We start from the raw sequence: 21,539 nt of genomic DNA, 5'->3' as shown, positions 1-21,539 counted from the left end.
GGGTGGTCGGGCCCGCCTTCGCGAGAGAGAGCGTCAGCTCACTTGAGCTCGACGGTGGCGCCGGCGCCCTCGAGCTGCTCCTTGGCCTTCTCGGCCGCAGCCTTGTCGACCTTCTCGAGGACGGGCTTGGGGGCGCCGTCAACGAGGTCCTTGGCCTCCTTGAGGCCGAGGCTCGTGAGCGCGCGGACCTCCTTGATGACCTGGATCTTCTTGTCGCCGGCGGCCATGAGAACGACGTCGAACTCGTCCTTCTCCTCCTCGGCGGCCGCGCCGCCGTCGCCGGCAGCCGGGGCGCCGGCAGCCGCAACGGCGACCGGAGCGGCGGCGGTGACCTCGAAGGTCTCCTCGAAGAGCTTCACGAACTCGGAGAGCTCGATGAGGGTCATCTCCTTGAAAGCGTCAAGGAGCTCGTCGGTGCTGAGCTTCGCCATGATGGCTTCCTTCCTGTTACTTGCCGTGAGTGGCGGTTTGGTGAATGAGCGGACGCGCGTAACGCGTCAGCCCTCGTCGCCACCCTCGGCGACGTCGGTGGTTGCCTCGTCGGCCGGAGCGGCCTCCGCGGCGGGGCTCTGTGCCTCGACCTTCGCGCGCAGGGCGTCGACGGTGCGAACGGCCTGCGAGAGAGGCGCGACAAAGAGGTAAGCAGCCTTGTTGAGGGAGCCCTTCATGGCACCCGCAAGCTTGGCCAGGAGAACCTCGCGGGACTCGAGGTCCGCGAGCTTCGTGATGTCCTCGGCGGTCAGCGGCTTGCCGTCGAGGACGCCAGCCTTGATCACGAGGAGGGGGTTTGCCTTGGCGAAGTCACGCAGGCCCTTGGCCGCCTCGACCGGGTCACCGGTGACGAAGGCGATGGCAGTCGGGCCCTGGAGCTGGCCCTCGAAAGCCGTGATACCGGCTTCCGCTGCAGCCTTCTCGGTCAGCGTGTTCTTGACCACGGCGTAGGTTGCGTGCTCTCGGATCGAGTTGCGCAGCGTCGAGAGCTGCTTCACGGTCAGGCCGCGGTACTCGGTGAGAACGGCCGCGCCGGACTCCCGGAACTTGTCCGCGATCTCGGCGATGGCAGCGGTCCTTTCGGACTTGCTCATCTGGGCCTCCTTCCCTTGCGTCGTGCCACAGGCGGAAGGATCCGAGGGGCCCACACGAAAAGAGCCCCGGCGCAGGCGCACGGGGCTCACAAGAACATACGGATCGTATGCTGCTGGGCTGAGTGTCCTGCGCTGGCTGCCCACATCGTGTGGAACCTTCGGGAGGGGCGTGGTGCCCACGTCCTCCAACCGGCGGTCATTGGTCGGTAGTAAGCGTACGGGCTGATGGCCGGGCGGCCAAATCGGCGGAGGGTGGGCCCCTCAGGAGATCTCGCGACGGGTCCAGCGGAAGGCGCCCAGGAGTCCCGGCACGACGATCCACAGAGCACAGGCCGTGCCGAGCTGGGCCAGCTGGGTGGGCGTCAGGGGGCTGGGTCCCGTCAGCGGCGTCATGGCGTCGTTGATGCTGAGCCAGGGAACCAGCGGACCGTTGCCGAGCAGCGACGTGAACACGAGAGTGCCCAGCGTCGGGACGAGCAGGAACCCGGCGACCGACGCCGCCGTGTGCTGGATGAGCGCACCCAGTGCGGCACCCTGCGCGGAGCCGAGCAGAAGCAGGGCCGAGAGACCCGTCACCTGCCACCAGGACAGGTCCCAGTCCGGCGTTCGCCCGCTTGACGCGGAGGTGAGGAACGTCGTGAGGGCGGCGGCCGCCAGCGCGAGCATGATGAGCACCGTCGCGAGCACGAGCCCCCCGACCACCTTGGCGGCCAGGACCCGCCCGCGCCGGGGCTCGAGCACGAAGGTGATGACACTCGTCCCGGTCGACCACTCGGTCGTGACCCCCAGGATCGTGATGATGGGAAGAAGCACTCCCAACGGCATGGCCCCGACCGCGAAGGCGTCGGCGAACCCCCCGGCACCGCCCATCAGCGCACCGGCGCCGTAGACGGTCAGGACGACGCCCAGCAACCACCGGCCCGCCCTAGTGTCCACCTGCTTGCGGGCCTCGACCTCGACGAGGCGACCGAACGAGGGCCGTCCCGGCCGTGGCAGATCAGAGGCGGGCATTGGTCGCCTCCTTCGTGAGGGAGGACTCGGACGCGGAGGCCGGTGCAGTTCCGACCACGACGTCCTCCAGGCTCAGCTGTGGGCTCAGGCACAGCTCGTGCACGACCAGGCCGGCGTCGCGGGCGACGGTGCCGACGAGCGGGGGCACAGCCGCCACGACCAGACCGTGGTGCGGTTGCATCCGGTAGGCCAGTCCGGCACTGGACAGCGCTCGAGCCAGGGCCTGGTCGTCCTCCGTGCTCACCCGGCACCACGTGCCGCCGGTGACCTCGGCGCCCGCGCCACTCGCCACCACCTCCCCGCCCCTGAGGACGACGACGCGGTCGGCGATGCGCTCCACCTCGGAGAGGGCGTGCGAGGAGAGCAGGACGGTGCCTCCGCGGTCGGCCAGACCACTCAGCAACGTCCGGAGCCAGCGAACCCCCTGGGGATCCAGTCCGTTGGCCGGCTCGTCGAGGATGAGTACCTCGGGGTCGCCGAGCAGTGCGTGGGCGAGACCGAGTCGCTGACGCATCCCGAGCGAGAACTGGCCGACGCGTTTGCCCGCGGCCTCGGAGAGCCCGACGACCTCCAGGCACTCCTCGGCACGTTGCGCGCGGATGCTCATGAGCCGTGCAGACAGGCGCAGGGTCTCCCTGGCGGTTCGGCCGGGATGGAAGGCGCCCGAGTCGAGCAGGATGCCGACGCGGCGGGGGTCCGGGAGGTCCCTGAATCGCCTCCCGAGGACGGTTGCGCTCCCCCGGTCCGCCTCGGCCAGACCGACGATGACTCGCAGGCTCGTCGACTTGCCGGACCCGTTGGGGCCGAGGAAGCCTGTCACCGCGTGCGGAGCGGCATCGAACGTGACCCCCGTGAGCACCGACCGGGACCCGTAGGACTTGGTCAGCCCCTCGACCCGAATCATGACGTGCTCTCGTCGCGCGAGGCGGCGGCCCGTTCCCAGGGGTTCGTCACGCGCAGCACCAGCAGGATGAGCAGCGCGACGCCCAAACCGGCCAGCCAGTGCACGACGCGCGGGAGGTCGGCGTACCACCCGACGTTGCGGTCGAGGAAGAGGACAGCGAGGGGAATCAGCGGGAGGGCGAGGGCATACCAGCCCTGGCGCAGCTTTTCTCGGCGCACAGCGCTCCTTTGTCGGTTGTGCGAGAGGGCGGGTCGCGCCCTGGCCCCCGGGATGCCCCCGCGGCGACGATGACAACGATCACCGAGCGGCGCTGGTGGGCGCATCGGCCGCTGGCATCGTCTTTGCTGTCCGGAGTCTCGGGTGGACCCCCTACCAAGGTCGCGGCCGCGTCCGACCGGCGCCGGGACCGTGTCAGGTGGTTGGGTGAGGAGGGGTTGCCTACACTCGGCCCATGGTCGGGGGCGTCAGGGGTGAGCTCCGCGCGGGCGGCAGCGCCCGGTCGCGGCTGACATCGCTGACCCTCACTCTCACCGCGCTCGTCGGCGGCTGGAGCCTGCTGGGTTCCGAGATCGCGGAAGCTGCACGCGCGCAGGCCGGCCTGAGCCCGACGGCCCACGGCCTGTTGGGGCTGGACGCGGTCGCCGGGCACCTCGCCCTGCTGGCCCTCTGGCAGACCAGGCGGCGGCAGCTGCGGCCCTCTCACGTCGCGCCCGCCCTGCTCCTCACCGCTGTCTCCTCCTTCGCGGTCGCGCCCGCACTCATCTGGCTGGCAGTTCTCCGGGAGCCCGCTCGACGCATCCGGACGGTGGCGGGCGCAGCGGTGGCCCTGGGAATGACCGCGCACGAGCTGGTGGTCCGGTCGTGGATCTTCGGTGCGGCCACGACACTCGGCCCAACCCTGGGAGTGGCGCTCGCCAGCCTCGTCGCCACCGGTGCAGCCGTGGCAGTCGGATCGTTCGTCGCCTCGCGGCGGGCCCAGCTGGAGGCCGCCGTCGCCCGAGCGCACCTGGCGGAGCGCAGCCGCATCGCCCGCGAGATGCACGACTCGCTGGCCCACCGGCTGTCCATCGTCGCACTGCATGCGGGCGCCATGGCGACCCGCCCCGACCTGCCGCGCGAGACACACGCCGAGTCGAGCCGCGTCGTCCACCGCACGGTTCACCAAGCCCTCGAAGAGCTCCGCTCGACTCTCGGCAGCCTCCGTGCCTCGGGCGGCGCGGAGTCGCTCGAGGCGCCGGGGCTGTCCGATCTGCCGATGCTCATCGCGGAGGCACGCCTGCATGGGCAGGTCTCGGTGAGCGACCAGGGCGGGTTCCTCACGCCCACCAGTCCTGTCGGACCCGTCGTCGGCGGCCAGCTCTACCGGATCATCCAGGAGACCCTGACCAATGCCCGCAAGCACGCGCCGCGCGCACCTGTGGAGATCACCGTGCGCGACGCGGGTGACGGTGAGCTGTTCCTCGAGGTGACCAACCCCCTGTCCAGCAGCCTTGAGCGATCCGGAGGGACCAGCGGCCAGGGCTACGGTCTCATCGGCATGTCCGAACGCGCCAAGTCCCTGGGTGGGACGCTGTCAGCGGGACCCCATACGGGCCGCTTCGTGGTGCTGGCGACCCTCCCGACGACCGAGCGCAGGGTGGAGCGACCATGACCACGGAGCTGGACGTGTCCGCCGACCAGCAGGGCCGGCGCAGCCTGCGCGTCGTCATCGTCGACGACGATCCCCTGGTCCGTTCCGGCCTCCGGCTCATCCTCGGCGCCGCCCCGGACGTCGACGTCGTCGGGGAAGGCCGGGACGGCGCGGAAGCTGCGGATCTCGCCGAGCGACTGTGCCCCGACGTCGTGCTGATGGACATCCGGATGCCTGGCACGGACGGCGTCGCGGCGACCCCTGAGGTGCTGGCCCGTTGCCCGTCCGCCCGGGTCCTCGTCCTCACGACCCTCGACAGCGACACCCTCGTCCTGCGCGCCCTTCGGGCCGGAGCACGAGGGTTCCTCCTCAAGGATGACGCCCCCGTGCGCCTGCTCCCGGCTCTTCGTGAAGTGGCCCGGGGGGAGCATGCCCTCTCCCCGGGCGCCATGTCGCTCCTGGTCGCCGCGGCGACCCGGCCCGACCGGAGCGACCGGCAGGCCGTGGCGGATCACGCCCTAGCCTGCCTCACCCCTCGCGAGCGCGAGGTGGCCCTGGCGGTCGGCCAGGGCCGTTCCAATGCCGAGATCGCCGCAGACCTCCACCTCAGCCTCCCCACCGTCAAGGCCCACGTGTCGCGCGTCATGGAGAAGCTCGGCGTCGGCAACCGGGTCCAGCTCGCCCTGGAAGTGCACGGACTGCGGTGACGGGCTCTTTGCGGGCGAGACCCGGCGCGGGTGCTCGTCTTCACGTCCGGCGTGTCCTAGCGTGAGCAGCATGCGAGAGCAGGCGAGGGCCCGGCCTGCGACCTCCGTGCGCCGACTACGCCTCCAGCGGGCCGCAGCGGCGACGGCCGTCGCCGCCTGCCTCGTCGCCAACGTGTGGGTGGTGGCGCGGGCCTCGAACGAGTCGGGTGCCAGTGGTGCCCTCGCGGCGATCGGCAAGGTGTCGACCGAGGTCGGTCTCCGCTCCAAGGGTCCGGCAGCGCCCTCTGCCGCGAAGAAGCCAGCCCCACCACGAGTGGTCGAACGAGGCAGCGGGACGCTGACTCCGGTGACGATCCCGGGGGATGCCCTGACGACCGCCGACACGGGCCGCCCGGTGCGGATCAGCATCGAGGCGGAAGGCGGGCTCGAGGTCGACCCTGCCGAGTTCGCGACGATGGTGGCCCAGACCTTGACGGACCCACGTGGCTGGCAGCAGGTCGACGACGTCCGGTTCGTGGCGGTCTCCCCCGAGGAGATCCAGGGCGGCGCGCAGGTCGATCTGCGGATCGCGCTGGCCAGCCCCGACACCACCGACCGGCTCTGCGCTCCGCTGCAGACTCGAGGACAGGTCAGCTGCCACAACGGCGGACGCGCGGTCATCAACCTGCGCCGTTGGCAGCTCGGCGTCGCGGCCTACGGGTCTGACCTGGCCGCCTATCGCAGCTACCTCGTCAACCACGAGGTGGGTCACGGCCTCGGCCATGGTCACGACTACTGCGGCGGCCCGGGCCAGGTCGCCCCGGTGATGATGCAGCAGACCTACGGCCTCAAGGGCTGTACCGCTTGGCCCTGGCCGGCTGCCAAGGCAGACACCACGTGATGTGACAACGCGACGGCCCGCCGTCCCCGGTGGGGAGGCGGGCCGTCGGTGCACGCAGGATCAGCCCTGCGCGTCCTCCTCTACGAGGAGGTTGCGGGTCTTGGTGTGGTCGAGCGGGATGCCCGGGCCCATCGTCGTGCTGATGGTCGCCTTCTCGATGTAGCGGCCCTTGGAGCTGGACGGCTTGAGACGGAGGATCTCCTCGAGCGCGGCGGCGTAGTTCTCGACGAGCGCCTTCTCGTCGAAGGACGCCTTGCCGATGATGAAGTGGAGGTTCGCGTGCTTGTCGACGCGGAACTCGATCTTGCCGCCCTTGATGTCGGTGACCGCCTTGGCCACGTCCATCGTCACGGTGCCGGTCTTGGGGTTCGGCATGAGGCCACGCGGACCGAGGACCTTACCCAGACGGCCGACCTTGCCCATCATGTCGGGCGTCGCGACGACGGCGTCGAAGTCGAGCCAGCCACCGGTGATCTTCTCGATCATGTCGTCGGAGCCGACGAAGTCGGCGCCCGCCTCACGAGCAGCTTCGGCCTTGTCGGCGTTGGCGAACACGAGGACGCGGGCCGTCTTGCCGGTGCCGTGCGGCAGGTTGACCGTGCCGCGGACAGCCTGGTCGGCCTTGCGCGGGTCGACGCCGAGGCGCATGGCGACCTCGACCGTCTCGTCGTACTTGGCCTTGGCCGTCTGCTTGGCGACGCGGACTGCCTCGAGCGGGGCGTAGACCTTGCCGGGCGTGACGAGCTCGGCGGCTGCGCGGTAGTTCTTGCTGCGCTTCATGATGCTCCTTGGTTCTTGGTGTGGAGTCGTGGTGCTGGGCCAGCGCTGGCCCTCCCACTGCCCAACAGCATGTCGTATGCCGCTGGGCTGGCTTCAGGGCTGACGCGCGGTCAGAGCCCTGAGCCCATTCGTCACTCTTCCTCACCTTCCGCTTCGGCCGGGTGCCTCGCAAGCTCGGCCCCCAACCTCCGCTGCAGGTTCGTCAGAGCTCCGTGTCAATGCCCATCGAGCGAGCGGTGCCGGCGATGATGCGCGCCGCCATCTCCTCGTCGTGGGCGTTGAGGTCTTCCATCTTCTGGCGGGCGATCTCGAGGACCTGCTCGCGCGAGAGCTTGGCGACCTTGGTCTTGTGCGGCTCACCTGAGCCCTTGGGGACGCCCGCAGCCTTCTTGATCAGCTCGGCGGCCGGCGGGGTCTTCGTGATGAAGGTGAACGAGCGGTCTTCGTAGACCGTGATCTCGACCGGGATGACGTTGCCGCGCTGGGACTCCGTCGCGGCGTTGTACGCCTTGACGAACTCCATGATGTTGACACCGTGCTGACCGAGCGCGGGGCCGACGGGCGGGGCGGGCGTGGCCTGACCGGCCTGGATCTGCAGCTTGATGAAGCCGGAGACCTTCTTCTTGGGGGGCATGACTGCCTACCTTCGTGGTTGTGGGCCGACGCCAGTCCTGTCGGTATGGGCGATGACCCGGTTGCATGGACCGGCATCAGGAAGCGGTGCCGGTTGTTCTGTGGACCGCAGCCCACAAGTCTTCTATTGTGCCGCACGTTTCACGCAGGCGTGACCATGCGGGCCTTTCGGGGGCACTCGGGGGCGCAGGCCGGCCGCGGCCGTGGGCCCCCTTGCGTTCAGATCTTGGCGACCTGTCCGAAGGAGAGCTCCACCGGGGTCTCGCGGCCGAAGATCGAGACGAGCACCTTGAGCTTCTGGGTGTCGGCGTTGATCTCGGAGATGGTCGCCGGAAGGGTCTCGAAGGGGCCCTCCATGACGGTGACCGACTCGCCGACCTCGAAGTCGACGACGGCGGCCGGCTTCGGCGCGGTGCTCTTCGAGGCTGCGGCGCCACCGGTCTCGGCGGGAACCTCGAGGTTCGGCGCCAGCATCGTGAAGACCTCGTCGATGGACAGCGGAACCGGCTGGTGGGCGTTGCCCACGAAGCCCGTCACACCCGGGGTGTGGCGCACGGCGCCCCAGCTCTCGTCGGTCAGGTCCATCCGGACGAGCACGTAGCCGGGCATCCGCACGCGGCGGACGAGCTTCTTCTGCCCGTTCTTGATCTCGGTCACCTCTTCCATGGGGACCTCGATCTCGAAGATGTAGTCCTCCATGTTGAGGGTCTGGATGCGCGTCTCGAGGTTCGCCTTGACCCGGTTCTCGTAGCCGGCGTACGAGTGGACGACGAACCAGTCGCCGACGCGCGAGCGCAGGTCGGCCTTGAACGCCGCCACCGGGTCCTGCTCGACGGCAGACGCGGGGGTCGACTCAGCGGTCGACTCGGCCTCGGCGGACGCGTCCTCGAGGTCGTCCGCGGCGGACTCCTCGGTCACCTCGGCCTCGGTCTCCGCAGCCGACTCCGCGTCCACCACATCGTCGAGCGGCGCATCGAAGGAGCGGTCCGCGTCGGCCTCGGCGGCCGTGGTGTCGCTCTCGGCGTACTCGGTGTCAACGCCCTGCTGGGCGAACTGGTCGGACACGCTCTGACCTACTTCCTTGCTGGTTGGTTCTGCTCTGGGCTCGGGCCGACTAGAGCGTCTAGCCCGCCAGGGCCCACGACACGAGCTTGCTCCACCCGAGGTCGAGCCCGGAGACGAGGGCCATGATCACCAGCACGAAGACGATCACGACGGAGGTGTACCGAACGAGTTCGGGCCCGGTCGGCCGCACCACCTTGCGCAGTTCGTCCAGGATCTGGCGCACGAAGAGGCTGATCGCACCGAAGAGCCGTGAGACCGGGTTGCCACCCGCCGCCTTGTCGGCCCGGCCGGACCCACGCTTGGCGCTCGTCTCCGTCACGATTCCTACTTTCTGTCTTGGGTGCAGCCCGCGACAGCACCCCGACCGCATCTGGCGAGGTGATGAGCCGCGTGCCGCCACGCACGACGACCACTCTGGAACGCAGGGCAAGAGGGACTCGAACCCCCAACCGCTGGTTTTGGAGACCAGTGCTCTACCAATTGAGCTATTGCCCTTCACCGGGTCTCGTTGGGGGATTCCCGGCGGAACGGCAGCCAGCAGCATGGCCAGCGCGCCGTCCGAAGGTCGATCATACGGGACAGAGCCGAGCATGGCGAACCGGGCTGCGACAGGAGAGGCTCACGGTCCACCGGCATGCGGACGACGGGCGACGGGACCCGGTGCAGGTGGGAGGATCGACGCGTGACGACGCATGCGCCCTTGGCAGACCTCACCGACGACGAGCTGACCCGGTTCCTCCAGGACCGGCAGGCGGCCTACGACCGGCTGCGGGGGGAGGGCCTCAAGCTCGACCTGACGCGGGGCAAGCCCGCGCCTGAGCAGCTCGACCTGTCGGATGCCCTCCTTGGCCTGCCGACCTCGACGAAGGACCGCGCCGGCACGGACGTGCGCAACTACGGCGGCCTCGAGGGCCTGCCGCAGCTGCGCGAGATCTTCGCCGAGCTGCTCGGCACGAGCCCGTCCCAGGTCATCGTCGGAGGGAACTCCAGCCTGAGCATGATGCAGACGACGATCGTCAACTTCCTCCTCCATGGCGGGGTCGACTCCCCGCGCCGCTGGGTGGAGGAGGAGAAGGTGCGCTTCATCTGCCCCGTCCCGGGCTACGACCGCCACTTCTCCCTCGTCGCCTCCTTCGGCATCGAGCTGGTCACGGTCGACATGCACGCCGACGGCCCCGACATGGCGGCGGTCGAGGCACTGGTCAAGGACGACCCCACCATCAGGGGGATCTGGATCGTCCCCACCTACTCCAACCCCACCGGCGCCGTCGTGTCCCAGGAGATCGCGGCGCGGCTCGCGGCGATGCCGACCGCCGCCCCGGACTTCACGATCTTCTGGGACAACGCCTACGCCTTCCACCACCTCACCGAGGACGAGGCCAAGAGCGCCGACATCCTCTCCCTCACCGCTGCTTCCGGGCACCCCAACCGGGCCATCGTCTTCGCGTCGACGTCGAAGATCACCTACGCCGGCTCAGGGGTGGCCGTGCTCGCAACGAGCGAGGCCAACATCGCCTGGTACCTCAAGCACCTCTCCATGGCCTCGATCGGTCCGGACAAGGTCAACCAGCTGCGTCACGCCGAGTTCTTCGGCTCTGCCCAGGGGGTGCGGGACCACATGGCGAAGCACCGCGAGATCCTCGCCCCGAAGTTCGCCGCCGTCGACGCTGCCCTGACCGACGAGCTCGCCGGCCGCGGCGTCGCCGAGTGGAGCCACCCCACTGGCGGCTACTTCGTCAACCTCGACGTCCTCGACGGCACCGCGTCGCGGGTCGTGCAGCTGGCCAAGGAGGCCGGCATCGCCCTCACCCCCGCAGGTGCGTCCTTCCCCCATGGGCAGGATCCCCGTGATCGCAACATCCGGCTCGCACCGAGCTTCCCCGGACTCGACGAGGTGCGCACGGCCATGGCCGGCGTGGCCACGTGCGTCGCGCTCGCCGCTGCGGAGAAGGTTGCGGCAGATCGCGACTTGCGGGTAGGGGCAGGGCAGAGCGCGTCCTGACCGCTGAACCAGGAAGGAACCGAGCATGAGCGGCATCGAGCCCAACGAGAGCATCTCCGACGACCTCACCACCTTCAGCGTGGACGACGAGGACCAGCTGCAACCGGAGGACACCCTCGTCGGTGACGAGGTCGAGGACGCCCTCGACCGCGGCTACTCCCCTGCGGACAGCCCGCGGGGTGCCAACGCGTTCGGCACCACGCCGTACGAGCAGTCGCTGGACGAGACGATCGACCAGCGCATCCTGCAGGAGGAGCCGGACCCGACCTCGGCCTACGGCGCTCCCGACAACGAGAGCGGGCTCGACGAGGACGACCGGGTCGGCGGCGACGACCCGGACGCCATCGACGCCGAGGACGACTGGCTCGGCGACAGCGAGGTCGGCTCGCGCCGGGCCGGCCGACTCGTGGCCGACGACGAGGGGGCCCACGAGGACGCCGAGAAGCAGTCGTGGGCTCGCGACGTCGGGGTCGACGGGGCGGCCGCGTCGGCCGAGGAGGCTGCGGTCCACATCATCGAGGAGTGAGTTCGCCGCGGTCCGCGCGACCTCTGACGGCCGGTCCCGCTGTGCTGCCAGACTGGCCCGCATGACCGGCTCGGATCGCTTGGTGGAGGTGCTGCCCAAGGCGCACCTCCACCTGCATTTCACCGGGTCGATGCGCGTCGACACGGTGCGGGACCTCGCGGCCAAGCACGGCATCCGGCTGCCTGACGCACTTCTCGGCGACTGGCCGCCCAGGCTCGCCAAGGCCACCGATGAGCGGGGCTGGTTCCGTTTCCAGCGTCTCTACGACGCGGCCCGCGCCTGTGTCCGGGGCGAGGAGGACATGCGCCGCATCGTCCGGGAGGCGGCCCTGGACGACGCCGCGGAGGGGTCGCGCTGGCTCGAGATCCAGGTCGACCCGACGTCATACGCCCCATTCGTTGGAGGGATCACCCCGGCACTGGAGATCGTGCTCGACGAGGCCCGTGCCGTTTCGGCCTCCGGCGAGATCGGGGTGGGCGTCGTCGTCGCCGCCAGCCGGATGCGGCATCCGCTGGAGGCGAGGACCCTCGCCCGGCTCGCGGCGCGGCATGCGGGATCCGGCCCGGGCGAGGTGGTCGGGTTCGGGCTGTCCAACGATGAGCGTCGCGGCCTCGTGGCGGACTTCGCGCCGGCCTTCGGAATCGCGAGACGGGCCGGCCTGGCGCTCGTCCCGCACGGTGGCGAGCTGCTCGGCGCCCAGTCCGTGATGGAGACGCTCGAGCACCTCGGGCCCGACCGCATCGGGCACGGCGTGCGTTCCGTCGAGGACCCGCAGGTCCTCGACGCTGTCGCCGCCGCCGGGGTCGCGTTGGAGGTCTGCCCGGGCAGCAACGTGGCCCTGGGCGTGTACGCCGACCCTGAGGATGTCCCGCTTCGCCGGATCATGGAAGCGGGGGTCCGGGTGGCCCTGGGCGCCGACGACCCGCTCCTGTTCGGGAGCCGGCTGTCCTCGCAGTACACGGCCGCGCGCTCCCTCGGCTGCTCCGATGCCGAGCTCGCCGAGCTGGCACGCGGCTCCATCCTGGCCAGTCGCGCCCCAGATGGCGTGCGTCGCGCCGCGCTGGAGGACATCGATGCGTGGCTCACGCCCTCGTCCGGGAAGCCCGCAGGACCACCGCGATGAGCCGGACGCGGCAGCCCTCGGTTTGCCCGAGGCCGGGTGCGCCGTTCATGCTGGAGCGGATATGACGACACACACGCAGCTCACCGCGAGCCCCCGCAGCGCCCGGCCGAACCGACTCCGACGCCTTGCGTCGGTCGCCGCACTGGCACCGCTCCTCGCCGTCGCCGCCTGCAGCGGCGAGGCCCCGGTGACGGCGAACCCCACCCGCCGCCCTGCGGCGACAGCAGCGTCCACGTCGACCCCGGGCTCGACCTCGACGACCGCGACGGCGACGGAGACGACGGCGACTCCGGAGGCCGAGCCGACTCGGAGCAAGGTGAGCGTGCGCCTCGAGGTGCCCACCCTGGGCCACGTCATCAAGGTGCACCGGGTCGTCCGCAACATCACCTGGCCCGAGGGCAACCCGGTCGCGGAGGAGGCCTTCGAGCTGGTCGGGATCCGCGTCACGCTCGCCGCGGGTGACCGGTTCACCGCGACCCTGGCGCCGAGCCAGCTCTTCCTCCGGCTGGGCGACGTCGACGTCAAGTCGACGACCGAGTTCGCCAAGGCCTTCGAGAAGACCTACGGCCCGGTCGTCGAGGCTGCCAAGCGGGGCGAGGTCAAGAAGGGCTGGCTGTACTTCAAGATCGACCGCGGCGTGAGCCCGCTCGTGCTCGAGTACCACCGTCCGGCGTACCAGGTCTCGACGACGGACAAGACCATCGAGGCCCACGTCTACTCGCGCAAGCTCCTCGACTGAGCGACGCCGCCCGGATCAGAGCGTCTCGCCGACGAGCACCGGCTCGTTGACGAGACGAACGCCAAAAACCTCCTGGACCCCGGCCTGCACCCGGCGGGCGAGGGCGAGGACGTCCGAGGCGCTGGCTCCGCCGCGGTTCGTGACGGCGAGGGTGTGCTTGGTGGAGAGCGCCGCGGGCGCAGGCAGACCGAAGCCCTTGCCGAAGCCCGCGTGGTCGATGAGCCAAGCCGCGCTCGTCTTGACGCGGCCGTCCGGCTCGGGGAACCTCGGCGGCGCGGGTGCCTCGAAACCCAGCCGCTCCGCCGCGCGCTCGGCCAGGTCGTCGAACTCGTCCTGGGTGAGGATCGGGTTGGTGAAGAACGATCCGCAGGACCACGTGTCGTGGTCGTCGGCATCCAGGACCATCCCGCGTCGCCGGCGCTGCTCCAGCACCGCCCGCCGCGTCTCCCCCAGGGGCACCCGGGTCCCGAGCGGCACCCCGAGCCCGTCGGCGAGGGCTGCGTAGGCGATGGGCCTGCTCAGGTCGGCGAGCTCGAGCTGGAAGAGCACATCGAGGACGACGTAGCGATCCGTCCCCTTGAAGCGCGAGTGCCGGTAGGTGAAGTGGCAGTCGGCGTTGAAGAACGTCCGCACGGCCTGCTCCTGCCGGTCCCAGACCCGGACCTGGGCGATCGTCTGGGCAACCTCCTGGCCGTAGGCGCCGACGTTCTGGATCGGCGTGGCGCCGGTGAGCCCGGGGATGCCGCTCAGCGCCTCGACTCCAGCCCACCCCTCGTCGACGGCACGGGCGACGATGTCGTCCCACACCTCGCCGGCGGCCACCCGGACGACCGCGCCCCCGCACCGGTCCGCCGACTCGGGGACGATGCCCCGGCTCGCGATGCGCACCACGGTGCCGGGGAAGCCGGCGTCCGACACGACGACGTTGGACCCGCCGGACAGGATCAGGAGCGGCTCGTCGGCGTCGTCGACCTCGCGCACCGCATCGACGAGCTCATCGGTCGTCTCCACGGTGACGAGCCGGGCAGCCGGACCGCCGACCCGCATCGTCGTCAGGGAGGCCAGCGGGACGTCGTTTTCCTCGCGCACGCCGATCGGTCAGTCCAGCCGCGCGACGGCGAGGGCACGGCCGAGGACCTTGTCGCCGGAGGCGGTCGCCGTCAGCTCAACCGTCACCCGGCCGGTCTCGGCGTCGACCGCCTTGACCACCCCGGCAACCTCGATGTCGGCCCCCGCCTCGTAGGGGACGACGACCGGCCGGGTGAACCGGGTGCCGTACTCAATGACCCGCCCGGCATCCCCGACCCACTCGGTGACGACGGTGACGGCCGCCCCCATGGTGAACATGCCGTGCGCGATGACGTCCGGCAGGCCGACGGACTTGGCGAAGGTCTCGTCCCAGTGGATCCGGTTGCGGTCGAGCGACGCGCCGGCGTACTGGACGAGCCGGGCCCGGTCGACGTGGATCGTCTTGGCGGGCAGGGCGTCGCCGACGGCGACCTCCGCCAGTCGCCGGATGCCGGCCGCTGCTGTCGTCTCTTCCATCACTCGGCTCCTCGGATGACGATGGTGGACGTGGCCGTGCAGACCGGCTCTCCGCCCTCGGTGGCCAGCTCGGTGCGGGTGGTGACCATGGCGTGGCCGCCTGCCTCGCGCACGGTGTCGACGTGCAGGGTGCCGACGACGGAGTCGCCAGCGGTGAGCGGCCGGTGGTGGACGAACTTCTGCTCGCCGTGCACGACCCGCGAGAAGTCGATGCCGGCCTCGGGGTCCGCGATCAGCTGCGCGTCGCACTGCTGAGCGATGAGCACCGCGAACGTGGGCGGCGCGATGACGTCGGCATAGCCACGCTCCCGGGCCACCGTCGGATCCGTGTGGACGGGGTCACTGGAGCCCACCGCCTCGGCGAACTCGCGGATCTTGGCCGCGCTCACCCCGTAGGGCTGGGTCGGCGGATAGGTGCGTCCCTGGAAGTCAGCGTTCACCGGCATGAGCGGCAGCCTAGCGGCGATCGCGAGAGCCGACCCAGCGGCATACGGCCATGGCTGGGGGCACCATGGGGACGCAGAACGCTCCCCCGGCCGGCTGGCCGAGGGAGCGTTCGAGGCGACGGACGCTCAGCGCGTCTCGCGGTGCTCGGTGTGCTTGCCGCAGTTGGGGCAGAACTTGTTGAAGGAGAGCCGGTCGGGGTTGTTACGACGGTTCTTCTTCGTGATGTAGTTGCGGTGCTTGCAGTCGGCACACGCCATGGTGATCTTGGGACGGACGTCCGTGCTCTTGCTGGCCACAACAACCTGCTCTCGAAATGACTGCGGATGAATCAGGGTCTCGATGTCGCGCGCTGCGCGCACGCGACGTCCAAGAATACGCGAGACCCGGGCGTTTCCTGAAATCGCCCGGGCCCGCGCAGTGGTAGCGGGAGCGGGACTCGATCCCGCGACCTCACGATTATGAGTCGTGCGCTCTAACCAGCTGAGCTACCCCGCCATGGGCTGTCGGGCAGCCCGCGTGCGGGCCACGGCCGACCGACCAGAGCCCCAATAGGGAATCGAACCCTAGACCTTTTCCTTACCATGGAAACGCTCTGCCGACTGAGCTATTGGGGCACGGCCAGCCTTGGGCGCGAGGCACTCGGCTGACCTGTTGTGCGACCGTGAGACTACACGGTCGAGCCACCCGACGTGAAATCGGCGCCGACCGCGCGTCCCCGCTGCCCCTCAGGCCCCGGCGCTGCAAGGATGCTGCCATGAGCGACGATCCGGGGAACGCTCCCGCCGAGGATCACCCCAAGGACCAGGCTCCTGAGGCCGCGAGCGACGCCCTGGAGCAGGTGGAGATCCGCGCGCCACGGACGCCCGACGACGCGACCGACGTCCAGATCCACCTCAACCGCTACAGCATCTGGCGCGCCGCCTGGGTCGTCGTGGCCGTCATCGCGCTCGCCGCGCTGGCCCGCTTCGTCCTCTCCGACGCCGGCGGCGTCATCTTCACCCTCATCCTGGCCTTCCTCGCCTCCATCGCGATGGAGCCGGCGGTCTCGAAGCTCAGCCAGTCGATGAAGCGGGGGCTGGCCACGGCGATCGTCATGTTCGGCAGTCTCCTGTCGCTCGCCGCCTTCATCTTCGTCTTCGGTCGGCTCCTGTCCGACCAGATCGGCACCTTCGCAGAGTCGGTCCCCGCCCTTCTCGAGGACCTGACGAAGTGGGCGTCCGACCGTTTCGGCATCGACCTCGACTACCAGAAGCTGCTCGATCGGCTCGGCGTGGGCACCTCGACGTTGACCACCGTCGCGCAGAACCTCGCCGGGGGCGTCCTGGGCTTCCTCGTGTCCGTCGTGGCGGCCGCCTTCAGCACGCTGACCTTCGCGTTCTTCACGTACTACTTCTCGGCGGACGGCCCCCGCCTGCGCCGGTGGATCGCCCAGCTCGTGCCGCCGCGCCAGCAGGAGATGTTCGGGCTCGCGTGGGACCTGGCTGTGCGCAAGACCGGCGGCTACGTCTCCGCGCGGGTCGTCCTCGCAGCGATCAACGGCGCACTGTCGGCCGCCTTCATGCTCGTCATCGGGATGGACTACTGGCTGGCGCTCGGCATCTGGACCGGCGTCATCGCACAGTTCGTGCCGACGGTCGGCACCTACATCGCCATCGCGCTGCCCGTGGTCATCGGGCTCATCGGGGACCAGCCGTGGCAGGGCCTTGCGGTCCTCGCCTTCGCCGTCGTCTACCAGCAGATCGAGAACATCACGCTGGAGCCGCGCATCTCGGCCTCGGCGGTCAACGTCCACCCCGCCGTGTCGTTCGGCGCGGTGCTCTTCGGCGCCTCCCTCTTCGGGATCGGGGGCGCGTTCGTCGCGGTGCCGGTGGCGGCGCTGCTGCTGGCGCTCTTCGACATCTACTCCCACAAGTACGAGCTGGTGCCCGATCTCGCCGAGCTGCAGCCGGGCGAGCGTGAGGTGGAGGAGAGCGACGGGGACGCCGACCTCGTCGCCAAGCACCACCGCCTGAGGGGTCTGCTGGGACACCGCTCCCGCTGAGTCACGTCGCGGCTCGCCACCACCGCTGTCGTATGCCGCTGGGCTCGGTCCCGTCTCCGTGGTGACCTTGAGTGGACTGCTGGGTCACGACTGCGCGTCGTGGTCGGCGAGGGCCCGCTCGGCCTGCTGCAGCGCGCCCTCGCGCCGCTCCCGCTCGGCCGTGGCCCCCTCGAGCTCGGCAGTGACCTTGGCCAGTCGCTCGCGCGCCGTGGAGAGCCGGCGCTCGAGGTCGGCGATGCCTTCGGTCACCTCCTCCTGACGTGCCGTGAGGACGGCGACGGTGCGGTCGACCTCACGGGCCGCGTCGCGGGTCGCCTGCAGGGCGCCCGCGAGCCGGTTGCGCTGCGCCTCGCGCTTGGCTCGGCGACGCTCCTCGAGGTCGACGGCGGCTGCCTCGGCCGAGGCTGCAGAGGTGGCGCCGTCGCCGGCCTCTGCGTTGGGGCCGCCGCCGTCGATGACCTTGAAGGCGGGTTCGTCGTCCTCGAAGGCGACGGCGTCCTCGATGTCGACCGAGCCGAAGCCGGAGTAGCTGAGGGCCTTGACGAGCGCCCCGGTCAGGATCTTCTTCTCGGCGTCCTCGTCGGCGATGAGCGCGACGAGGGTGTCGTGCACCTCGGCGAGGGCGCCTGCACCGACCGAGGTCCCGGCCTCCGTGGCGGCGGTGGCGATCTCCAGTCCGAGGGCGTCGACGCGGCGGGCCCGCTCGCGGCCGAGGGTCCGGAGCTGATCGGCGTCGAGGGTGCGTTGCGCCTCCCGGAGCAGCTCGGCGAAGCCGCGAAACTCCGCGAGCCCGTCGGGCTGGGTCCGGACGAAGTGGTTCATCGCCCAGGCGGCCACCGTCGGCTTGCGCAGGGCGGAGACGCGCTTGGCAAGGTCCGGGTCACCGGCGGCCTTGGCCTCGTCGGCCAGCTGCTTGCGCAGCGCGGTGAACTCACCAGGCGGCACGGCATAGAGCTGCTGGACCGCAGCCCGCAGGTGGAGGATCACCCACACATTGTGTCGCTGGGGCGCCGCGGAGGCGGGTCCGGCCGGGGCGCCCGGCGAGTCATGGGCGCCACTCATAGGGCGTCGTGGTCGAGACCTTGACCAGACCGGATCGCTCGAGGATCGGTCGGGAGAACTCGGTCGAGTCGCTGTTGACGAAGCGCTTGCCGAGCGCCAGCGCGGATCTGGCTCGTTCGGCCGTCAGCGCGCGGTAGATCCCCCGGCCCCGCCACTCGGGACATGTCGCGCCGCCCCAGATGCCGGCGAACTCCGTGCCCGCGACCGGTTCGAGGCGGCCGGCTGACACCATCTCGCCCCCGGCCTCAGCGACCCACAGCTCCATGCCGTCGCGCCGATCGAGCCGGAGCAACAGGGAGTCCGCGGTCCGCTCGGAGGCCCCTTCGGAGTCGCCGAAGACGCCACCGACCATGGCCGTCATCGCACGGACGTCCCGCTCGTCCCGGATCTGCCGCAGCATCACCCCCGCAGGCACGGGGACGTCCGCGATGAGGCTGCGCGCCTCACCGATCATGATCGACTCCGGCTCCCCCGGCACGAAACCGGCGCTGACCAGGGCCTCGTGGAGCCCGGGGGCATGGTCGTGCCCCCGCGTCTTCCACTCGACGAGCCGCATCGCCGGGTCGGCCCGGAAGTGCGCGAGGGCCGCGGCAACGAGGTCTGCCACACCAGCACGGTCAGCTCCGCCGAGGTCCCGGTAGGTCACGAATCCCCGCCCACCCGGGTAGGTGCCGAGGACGAGTGGCCCGTGCCGGGCGACCGACGCTGCACCCGGTAGCTCTGCGTCGGTGCGCAGCTGGTCGTCGTAGGCGGCAAGCAGGGCAGCCGGGTCGAGACTCATGCCGACATCCTGACCGCGCCATCCCAGCTTGGCGAGGGCTTATGTCGCAGGCTGCGAAAAGAACTGGGCGGAGCGGCTTCCCGTGGGAGAGGCTGAGCTGGTGATCTGGATCTGCGCGACGTGCGCCGTTGAGACCGCCGACATCCCGGAGCCGCCGCCGGCCTGCGCGATCTGCGAGGACGAGCGGCAGTGGGTGCCCGCCGAGGGGCAGCAGTGGACGACCCTGGAGACCTTGCGTGAGGGCGGCACTCGCGTGGTCGTCACCGAGGTCGAGCCGGACCTCTGGGGCCTCACCGCCGAGCCCGCCGTCGGGATCGGACAGCAGTCGATGATGGTCCGCACTCCGCAGGGGACGCTCCTCTTCGACTGCGTCGGCTACATCGACGACGAGGCCGTCGACGTCGTCCGCGGCCTCGGCCCGACGCTGGCCGTGGCGGCGAGTCACCCGCACATGTACGGCGTCCAGACGGAGTGGGCCAAGGCCCTGGGGGCGCCGGTGATCCTCGCGGAACGGGACCGCGAGTGGGTGCGCCGCCCCGATCTCGTGGAGTTCTACGACGACGTGCACGAGGTGGCTCCGGGTCTGACGCTCCACCGGGTCGGTGGCCACTTCGCGGGCCAGACCGTGGTCGAGTGGTCCGGCGGCAACGAAGGACGCGGGGTCCTGCTCGCCGGCGACGCGATCTTCACGAACCCTGACGGTAGGACCGTCAGCTTCATGCGCAGCTACCCGAATCGGCTGCCCCTCTCGGGCAACGTGGTCCAGCGCATCGCCGGCCAGGTCGAGGGGCTGCACTTCGACCGGCTCTACAACAACTTCGGCGCGGTCGTCCCTCGTGACGCCAAGCAGGTCATTCGGACCTCGGCCGACCGTCACGCCGCCTGGGTGCGCGGCGACTACGACCACCTGACCTGATCGGAGCTGCTCCGCCGTTTCCCGGGCGGGGCGGCGGACGCACTGCACTATCGAGCGTTTCTGAGGCGGACTGCAGGATTTCGAGGTGGTCGTGATGGTCCGGATCTGCCGAGAGTCGGACGTTGGTTCAGTCCTCGTCGGCCACCCAGTAGATGCCTGCCCCGGACTCCCCGAGCACCGCGATTCCAGCATCGAAGGTGTAGGTCGTCGCAGGCGTCCAGGAGAAGGGAAAGCCATCCGGGCTGTCGGGGGAGTTAGTCGCGAACCGACCGTTGAACCTCTCGAAGGCACTCAGGAACTGGTCAGCGAGCCATTCGGCTCGGCGCTCAGGCATCACGACGCTCTTGTAGGCCAGGTCCTTGTGCAGGATCGCGACTAGAAATCGCCGGGCGCGAGCTGCGTCAACCTCAATCCAAGAGCGGCCAAGGGGGTCTAATCCCGCCTCGCGAGCGAGCCCGTCGAAGTCAGCGGCAGTGCCTGCTTCCACCAGGGATAGCCACACCTTGCTGGCGGGCCTGTCCCACATCATCCGCATGACTTCATGGTTCAAGTGCGGCTCGCTCCGCTCCACGCGGAGAAGCATATTGCCTTCGAGGCGGACGTCCGGAGCGGCCGCTGCGTGGTCGCGGGAATCGGTAGCCTGCCACGGTGTCCAGGTCCCTGCTTATCCTGAGCGAAAGTCCGAATCTGTTCGACCGCGTTCGAGCGACGTTGCGACTCGATAGCCGTATCATCGACAGCGACGATGAGGTTCACTGCGACGGCTCTGCCGCGCCGCTGACCAACATCTACCCGGTCGAGATGACGGCCGGAGACTGGGCAGATCGGCAGTCTGCGGATAGTGGGATGCCGGACCCGACGTTCATGCAGACCCTCATCTTCGAATGCCGTTCGGCCACCTGGGTCGCCGAAGTCGGCGCGCTTCTGGCAAAGGGCTCGGAAACCCCCATCTGGTTCGTTGATTCGGCGGACACGGCTTGGCCAGCTGACCGGGTTGACACAAACCGCGTCGTTCTCGACTGACACGCACTCATTTGCCGCTGATCATGCAAACTACGGACGTGAATGACCAGAGCCGCGACGAAGTGTTCGAGCAACTCCGACGCGTCATCGCTTGGGAGGTGGAGGCGCAGGCGGGCATCGGTCGCCCCGTCGTGCGGATGCCCCCGCTCATCGCGGACACATTGCTGGACTACTTCGACGTGTCGCTCAAGGCTGGGGCGGACCTCTCGGGCCTGGGCTGAAGACGCTCGCACATGCCGCGTTGAGGACGGGACGTCCGACCATGCCGCGTTGAGGACGGGACGTCCGACCATGCCGCGTTGGCGGCGGCGGTGACAGACTCGGGTCATGGCCGACTTCGACATCGTGCCCTCACCCGGCCCGTGGCGACCGCCTCCCGGGGTCCGGCCTGCTTGGAACTGGACCCCGCCCGAGCATGGGCTGACGCCCCGACTTGACCGCGTGCCTCGCTGGGTCCGGGTGTGGTTCTGGATGCCATTCGCAGACCGGTTCGCCTGTCGACGACGCCTGAAAACTGACCCTGTATCGACGGTCGAATTTTGACCCCCTGCAGAGACCCTGTCCTCAGCTTCGAGGCAGGGAGGCAGGAGTGTTGTCAGTGGAGGACTGGGCAGAGATCCGTAGGTTGCACCGGGCTGA

General features: G+C 69.9%; 27 protein-coding genes and 3 tRNA genes. 11 read left to right on the top strand and 19 right to left on the bottom strand.

The window, feature by feature from the left end; translation table 11 throughout:
- Window positions 1-38: 38 nt before the first annotated feature.
- The 5 genes from rplL to OO014_RS17655 form a co-directional block, all read right to left on the bottom strand.
- The gene (gene rplL / locus OO014_RS17675) at window positions 39-431 is read right to left on the bottom strand and encodes a 50S ribosomal protein L7/L12 (RefSeq protein ID WP_272463640.1); all 393 of its coding nucleotides are present in this window, start codon (window positions 429-431) and stop codon (window positions 39-41) included.
- Window positions 432-497: 66 nt separating this feature from the next.
- Window positions 498-1,085 (bottom strand): 50S ribosomal protein L10, encoded by a 588-nt coding sequence (gene rplJ / locus OO014_RS17670; protein ID WP_272463639.1) that lies wholly within the window; start codon window positions 1,083-1,085, stop codon window positions 498-500.
- Between the two features lie 261 nt (window positions 1,086-1,346).
- The gene (locus tag OO014_RS17665) at window positions 1,347-2,096 is read right to left on the bottom strand and encodes a hypothetical protein (RefSeq protein WP_272463638.1); all 750 of its coding nucleotides are present in this window, start codon (window positions 2,094-2,096) and stop codon (window positions 1,347-1,349) included.
- Window positions 2,083-3,000 carry an ATP-binding cassette domain-containing protein gene (locus OO014_RS17660; RefSeq protein ID WP_272463637.1) on the bottom strand — a complete coding sequence of 306 codons (918 nt, stop codon included), beginning with the start codon at window positions 2,998-3,000 and terminating at the stop codon, window positions 2,083-2,085. The genes OO014_RS17665 and OO014_RS17660 overlap by 14 nt, the downstream gene beginning before the upstream one ends.
- The gene (locus tag OO014_RS17655) at window positions 2,997-3,218 is read right to left on the bottom strand and encodes a hypothetical protein (RefSeq protein WP_272463636.1); all 222 of its coding nucleotides are present in this window, start codon (window positions 3,216-3,218) and stop codon (window positions 2,997-2,999) included. The genes OO014_RS17660 and OO014_RS17655 overlap by 4 nt, the downstream gene beginning before the upstream one ends.
- 233 nt (window positions 3,219-3,451) lie before the next feature.
- Here OO014_RS17655 and OO014_RS17650 point away from each other — a divergent pair, with 233 nt between their 5' ends.
- The 3 genes from OO014_RS17650 (at window position 3,452) to OO014_RS17640 (ending at window position 6,217) form a co-directional block, all read left to right on the top strand.
- A complete protein-coding gene (locus OO014_RS17650; protein ID WP_272463635.1) occupies window positions 3,452-4,651 on the top strand; it encodes a sensor histidine kinase in 1,200 nt (399 codons plus the stop codon).
- Entirely contained in the window at window positions 4,648-5,337 is a 690-nt protein-coding gene (locus OO014_RS17645; RefSeq protein ID WP_272463634.1) for a response regulator, read from the top strand. The genes OO014_RS17650 and OO014_RS17645 overlap by 4 nt, the downstream gene beginning before the upstream one ends.
- Window positions 5,338-5,407: 70 nt before the next feature.
- The gene (locus OO014_RS17640) at window positions 5,408-6,217 is read left to right on the top strand and encodes a DUF3152 domain-containing protein (RefSeq protein ID WP_272463633.1); all 810 of its coding nucleotides are present in this window, start codon (window positions 5,408-5,410) and stop codon (window positions 6,215-6,217) included.
- Window positions 6,218-6,277: 60 nt separating this feature from the next.
- Here OO014_RS17640 and rplA read toward each other — a convergent pair whose 3' ends face one another.
- From rplA to OO014_RS17615, 5 genes are all read right to left on the bottom strand, one after another.
- Window positions 6,278-6,997 (bottom strand): 50S ribosomal protein L1, encoded by a 720-nt coding sequence (gene rplA, locus OO014_RS17635; protein WP_272463632.1) that lies wholly within the window; start codon window positions 6,995-6,997, stop codon window positions 6,278-6,280.
- A 202-nt stretch (window positions 6,998-7,199) separates the two neighbouring features.
- Window positions 7,200-7,631 carry a 50S ribosomal protein L11 gene (rplK, locus tag OO014_RS17630; protein WP_272463631.1) on the bottom strand — a complete coding sequence of 144 codons (432 nt, stop codon included), beginning with the start codon at window positions 7,629-7,631 and terminating at the stop codon, window positions 7,200-7,202.
- A gap of 218 nt (window positions 7,632-7,849) precedes the next feature.
- A complete protein-coding gene (nusG, locus tag OO014_RS17625) occupies window positions 7,850-8,695 on the bottom strand; it encodes a transcription termination/antitermination protein NusG (protein WP_272463630.1) in 846 nt (281 codons plus the stop codon).
- A gap of 58 nt (window positions 8,696-8,753) precedes the next feature.
- A complete protein-coding gene (gene secE, locus OO014_RS17620) occupies window positions 8,754-9,014 on the bottom strand; it encodes a preprotein translocase subunit SecE (protein WP_272463629.1) in 261 nt (86 codons plus the stop codon).
- A 103-nt stretch (window positions 9,015-9,117) separates the two neighbouring features.
- A tRNA-Trp gene (locus OO014_RS17615) sits at window positions 9,118-9,190 on the bottom strand.
- Window positions 9,191-9,377: 187 nt separating this feature from the next.
- On the opposite strand from OO014_RS17615, the gene OO014_RS17610 reads away from it, so the two are divergent.
- The 4 genes from OO014_RS17610 to OO014_RS17595 all read left to right on the top strand — a co-directional run bounded on the left by OO014_RS17610 (window position 9,378) and on the right by OO014_RS17595 (window position 13,085).
- On the top strand, window positions 9,378-10,697 hold the full coding sequence (locus OO014_RS17610) for an aminotransferase class I/II-fold pyridoxal phosphate-dependent enzyme (RefSeq protein WP_272463628.1): 1,320 nt from the start codon (window positions 9,378-9,380) through the stop codon (window positions 10,695-10,697).
- 25 nt (window positions 10,698-10,722) lie between these two features.
- The gene (locus tag OO014_RS17605) at window positions 10,723-11,223 is read left to right on the top strand and encodes a DUF5709 domain-containing protein (protein ID WP_272463627.1); all 501 of its coding nucleotides are present in this window, start codon (window positions 10,723-10,725) and stop codon (window positions 11,221-11,223) included.
- A 61-nt stretch (window positions 11,224-11,284) separates the two neighbouring features.
- Complete coding sequence (locus OO014_RS17600) at window positions 11,285-12,346, top strand: adenosine deaminase (protein ID WP_272463626.1); 1,062 nt, start codon at window positions 11,285-11,287, stop codon at window positions 12,344-12,346.
- Window positions 12,347-12,407: 61 nt separating this feature from the next.
- On the top strand, window positions 12,408-13,085 hold the full coding sequence (locus tag OO014_RS17595; RefSeq protein ID WP_272463625.1) for a hypothetical protein: 678 nt from the start codon (window positions 12,408-12,410) through the stop codon (window positions 13,083-13,085).
- Between the two features lie 15 nt (window positions 13,086-13,100).
- On the opposite strand, the gene OO014_RS17590 is transcribed toward OO014_RS17595, so the two are convergent.
- The 6 genes from OO014_RS17590 to OO014_RS17565 form a co-directional block, all read right to left on the bottom strand.
- Window positions 13,101-14,174 carry a UDP-N-acetylmuramate dehydrogenase gene (locus OO014_RS17590; protein ID WP_272463624.1) on the bottom strand — a complete coding sequence of 358 codons (1,074 nt, stop codon included), beginning with the start codon at window positions 14,172-14,174 and terminating at the stop codon, window positions 13,101-13,103.
- A gap of 9 nt (window positions 14,175-14,183) precedes the next feature.
- Window positions 14,184-14,630 (bottom strand): MaoC/PaaZ C-terminal domain-containing protein, encoded by a 447-nt coding sequence (locus tag OO014_RS17585; protein WP_272463623.1) that lies wholly within the window; start codon window positions 14,628-14,630, stop codon window positions 14,184-14,186.
- Entirely contained in the window at window positions 14,630-15,076 is a 447-nt protein-coding gene (locus OO014_RS17580; protein ID WP_272463622.1) for an FAS1-like dehydratase domain-containing protein, read from the bottom strand. The genes OO014_RS17585 and OO014_RS17580 overlap by 1 nt, the downstream gene beginning before the upstream one ends.
- Window positions 15,077-15,202: 126 nt before the next feature.
- Window positions 15,203-15,373 carry a 50S ribosomal protein L33 gene (gene rpmG, locus OO014_RS17575; RefSeq protein WP_272463621.1) on the bottom strand — a complete coding sequence of 57 codons (171 nt, stop codon included), beginning with the start codon at window positions 15,371-15,373 and terminating at the stop codon, window positions 15,203-15,205.
- Between the two features lie 122 nt (window positions 15,374-15,495).
- A tRNA-Met gene (locus OO014_RS17570) sits at window positions 15,496-15,572 on the bottom strand.
- Between the two features lie 46 nt (window positions 15,573-15,618).
- A tRNA-Thr gene (locus OO014_RS17565) sits at window positions 15,619-15,691 on the bottom strand.
- A 140-nt stretch (window positions 15,692-15,831) separates the two neighbouring features.
- Here OO014_RS17565 and OO014_RS17560 point away from each other — a divergent pair.
- Window positions 15,832-17,118 carry an AI-2E family transporter gene (locus OO014_RS17560; RefSeq protein WP_272463620.1) on the top strand — a complete coding sequence of 429 codons (1,287 nt, stop codon included), beginning with the start codon at window positions 15,832-15,834 and terminating at the stop codon, window positions 17,116-17,118.
- An 84-nt stretch (window positions 17,119-17,202) separates the two neighbouring features.
- On the opposite strand, the gene OO014_RS17555 is transcribed toward OO014_RS17560, so the two are convergent.
- Window positions 17,203-18,105 (bottom strand): hypothetical protein, encoded by a 903-nt coding sequence (locus OO014_RS17555; protein WP_272463619.1) that lies wholly within the window; start codon window positions 18,103-18,105, stop codon window positions 17,203-17,205.
- Window positions 18,106-18,163: 58 nt separating this feature from the next.
- Window positions 18,164-18,961: a GNAT family N-acetyltransferase gene (locus OO014_RS17550; RefSeq protein ID WP_272463618.1), complete on the bottom strand. Its 798-nt coding sequence runs from the start codon at window positions 18,959-18,961 to the stop codon at window positions 18,164-18,166.
- A gap of 100 nt (window positions 18,962-19,061) precedes the next feature.
- Here OO014_RS17550 and OO014_RS17545 point away from each other — a divergent pair, with 100 nt between their 5' ends.
- Window positions 19,062-19,877 carry a hydrolase gene (locus OO014_RS17545; protein ID WP_272463617.1) on the top strand — a complete coding sequence of 272 codons (816 nt, stop codon included), beginning with the start codon at window positions 19,062-19,064 and terminating at the stop codon, window positions 19,875-19,877.
- A gap of 127 nt (window positions 19,878-20,004) precedes the next feature.
- On the opposite strand, the gene OO014_RS17540 is transcribed toward OO014_RS17545, so the two are convergent.
- Complete coding sequence (locus tag OO014_RS17540; protein ID WP_272463616.1) at window positions 20,005-20,448, bottom strand: hypothetical protein; 444 nt, start codon at window positions 20,446-20,448, stop codon at window positions 20,005-20,007.
- A gap of 77 nt (window positions 20,449-20,525) precedes the next feature.
- On the opposite strand from OO014_RS17540, the gene OO014_RS17535 reads away from it, so the two are divergent.
- A complete protein-coding gene (locus OO014_RS17535; RefSeq protein WP_272463615.1) occupies window positions 20,526-20,900 on the top strand; it encodes a hypothetical protein in 375 nt (124 codons plus the stop codon).
- A 38-nt stretch (window positions 20,901-20,938) separates the two neighbouring features.
- Complete coding sequence (locus OO014_RS17530; RefSeq protein WP_272463614.1) at window positions 20,939-21,121, top strand: hypothetical protein; 183 nt, start codon at window positions 20,939-20,941, stop codon at window positions 21,119-21,121.
- The last annotated feature ends 418 nt before the right edge of the window (window positions 21,122-21,539 follow it).

Source organism: Intrasporangium calvum, from assembly GCF_028446585.1.
In the GTDB taxonomy this organism is placed as follows: domain Bacteria; phylum Actinomycetota; class Actinomycetes; order Actinomycetales; family Dermatophilaceae; genus Intrasporangium; species Intrasporangium calvum_A.
The sequence above is the reverse complement of the archived record's forward strand: the minus strand, read 5'-3'. Positions and strand labels throughout refer to the sequence as shown.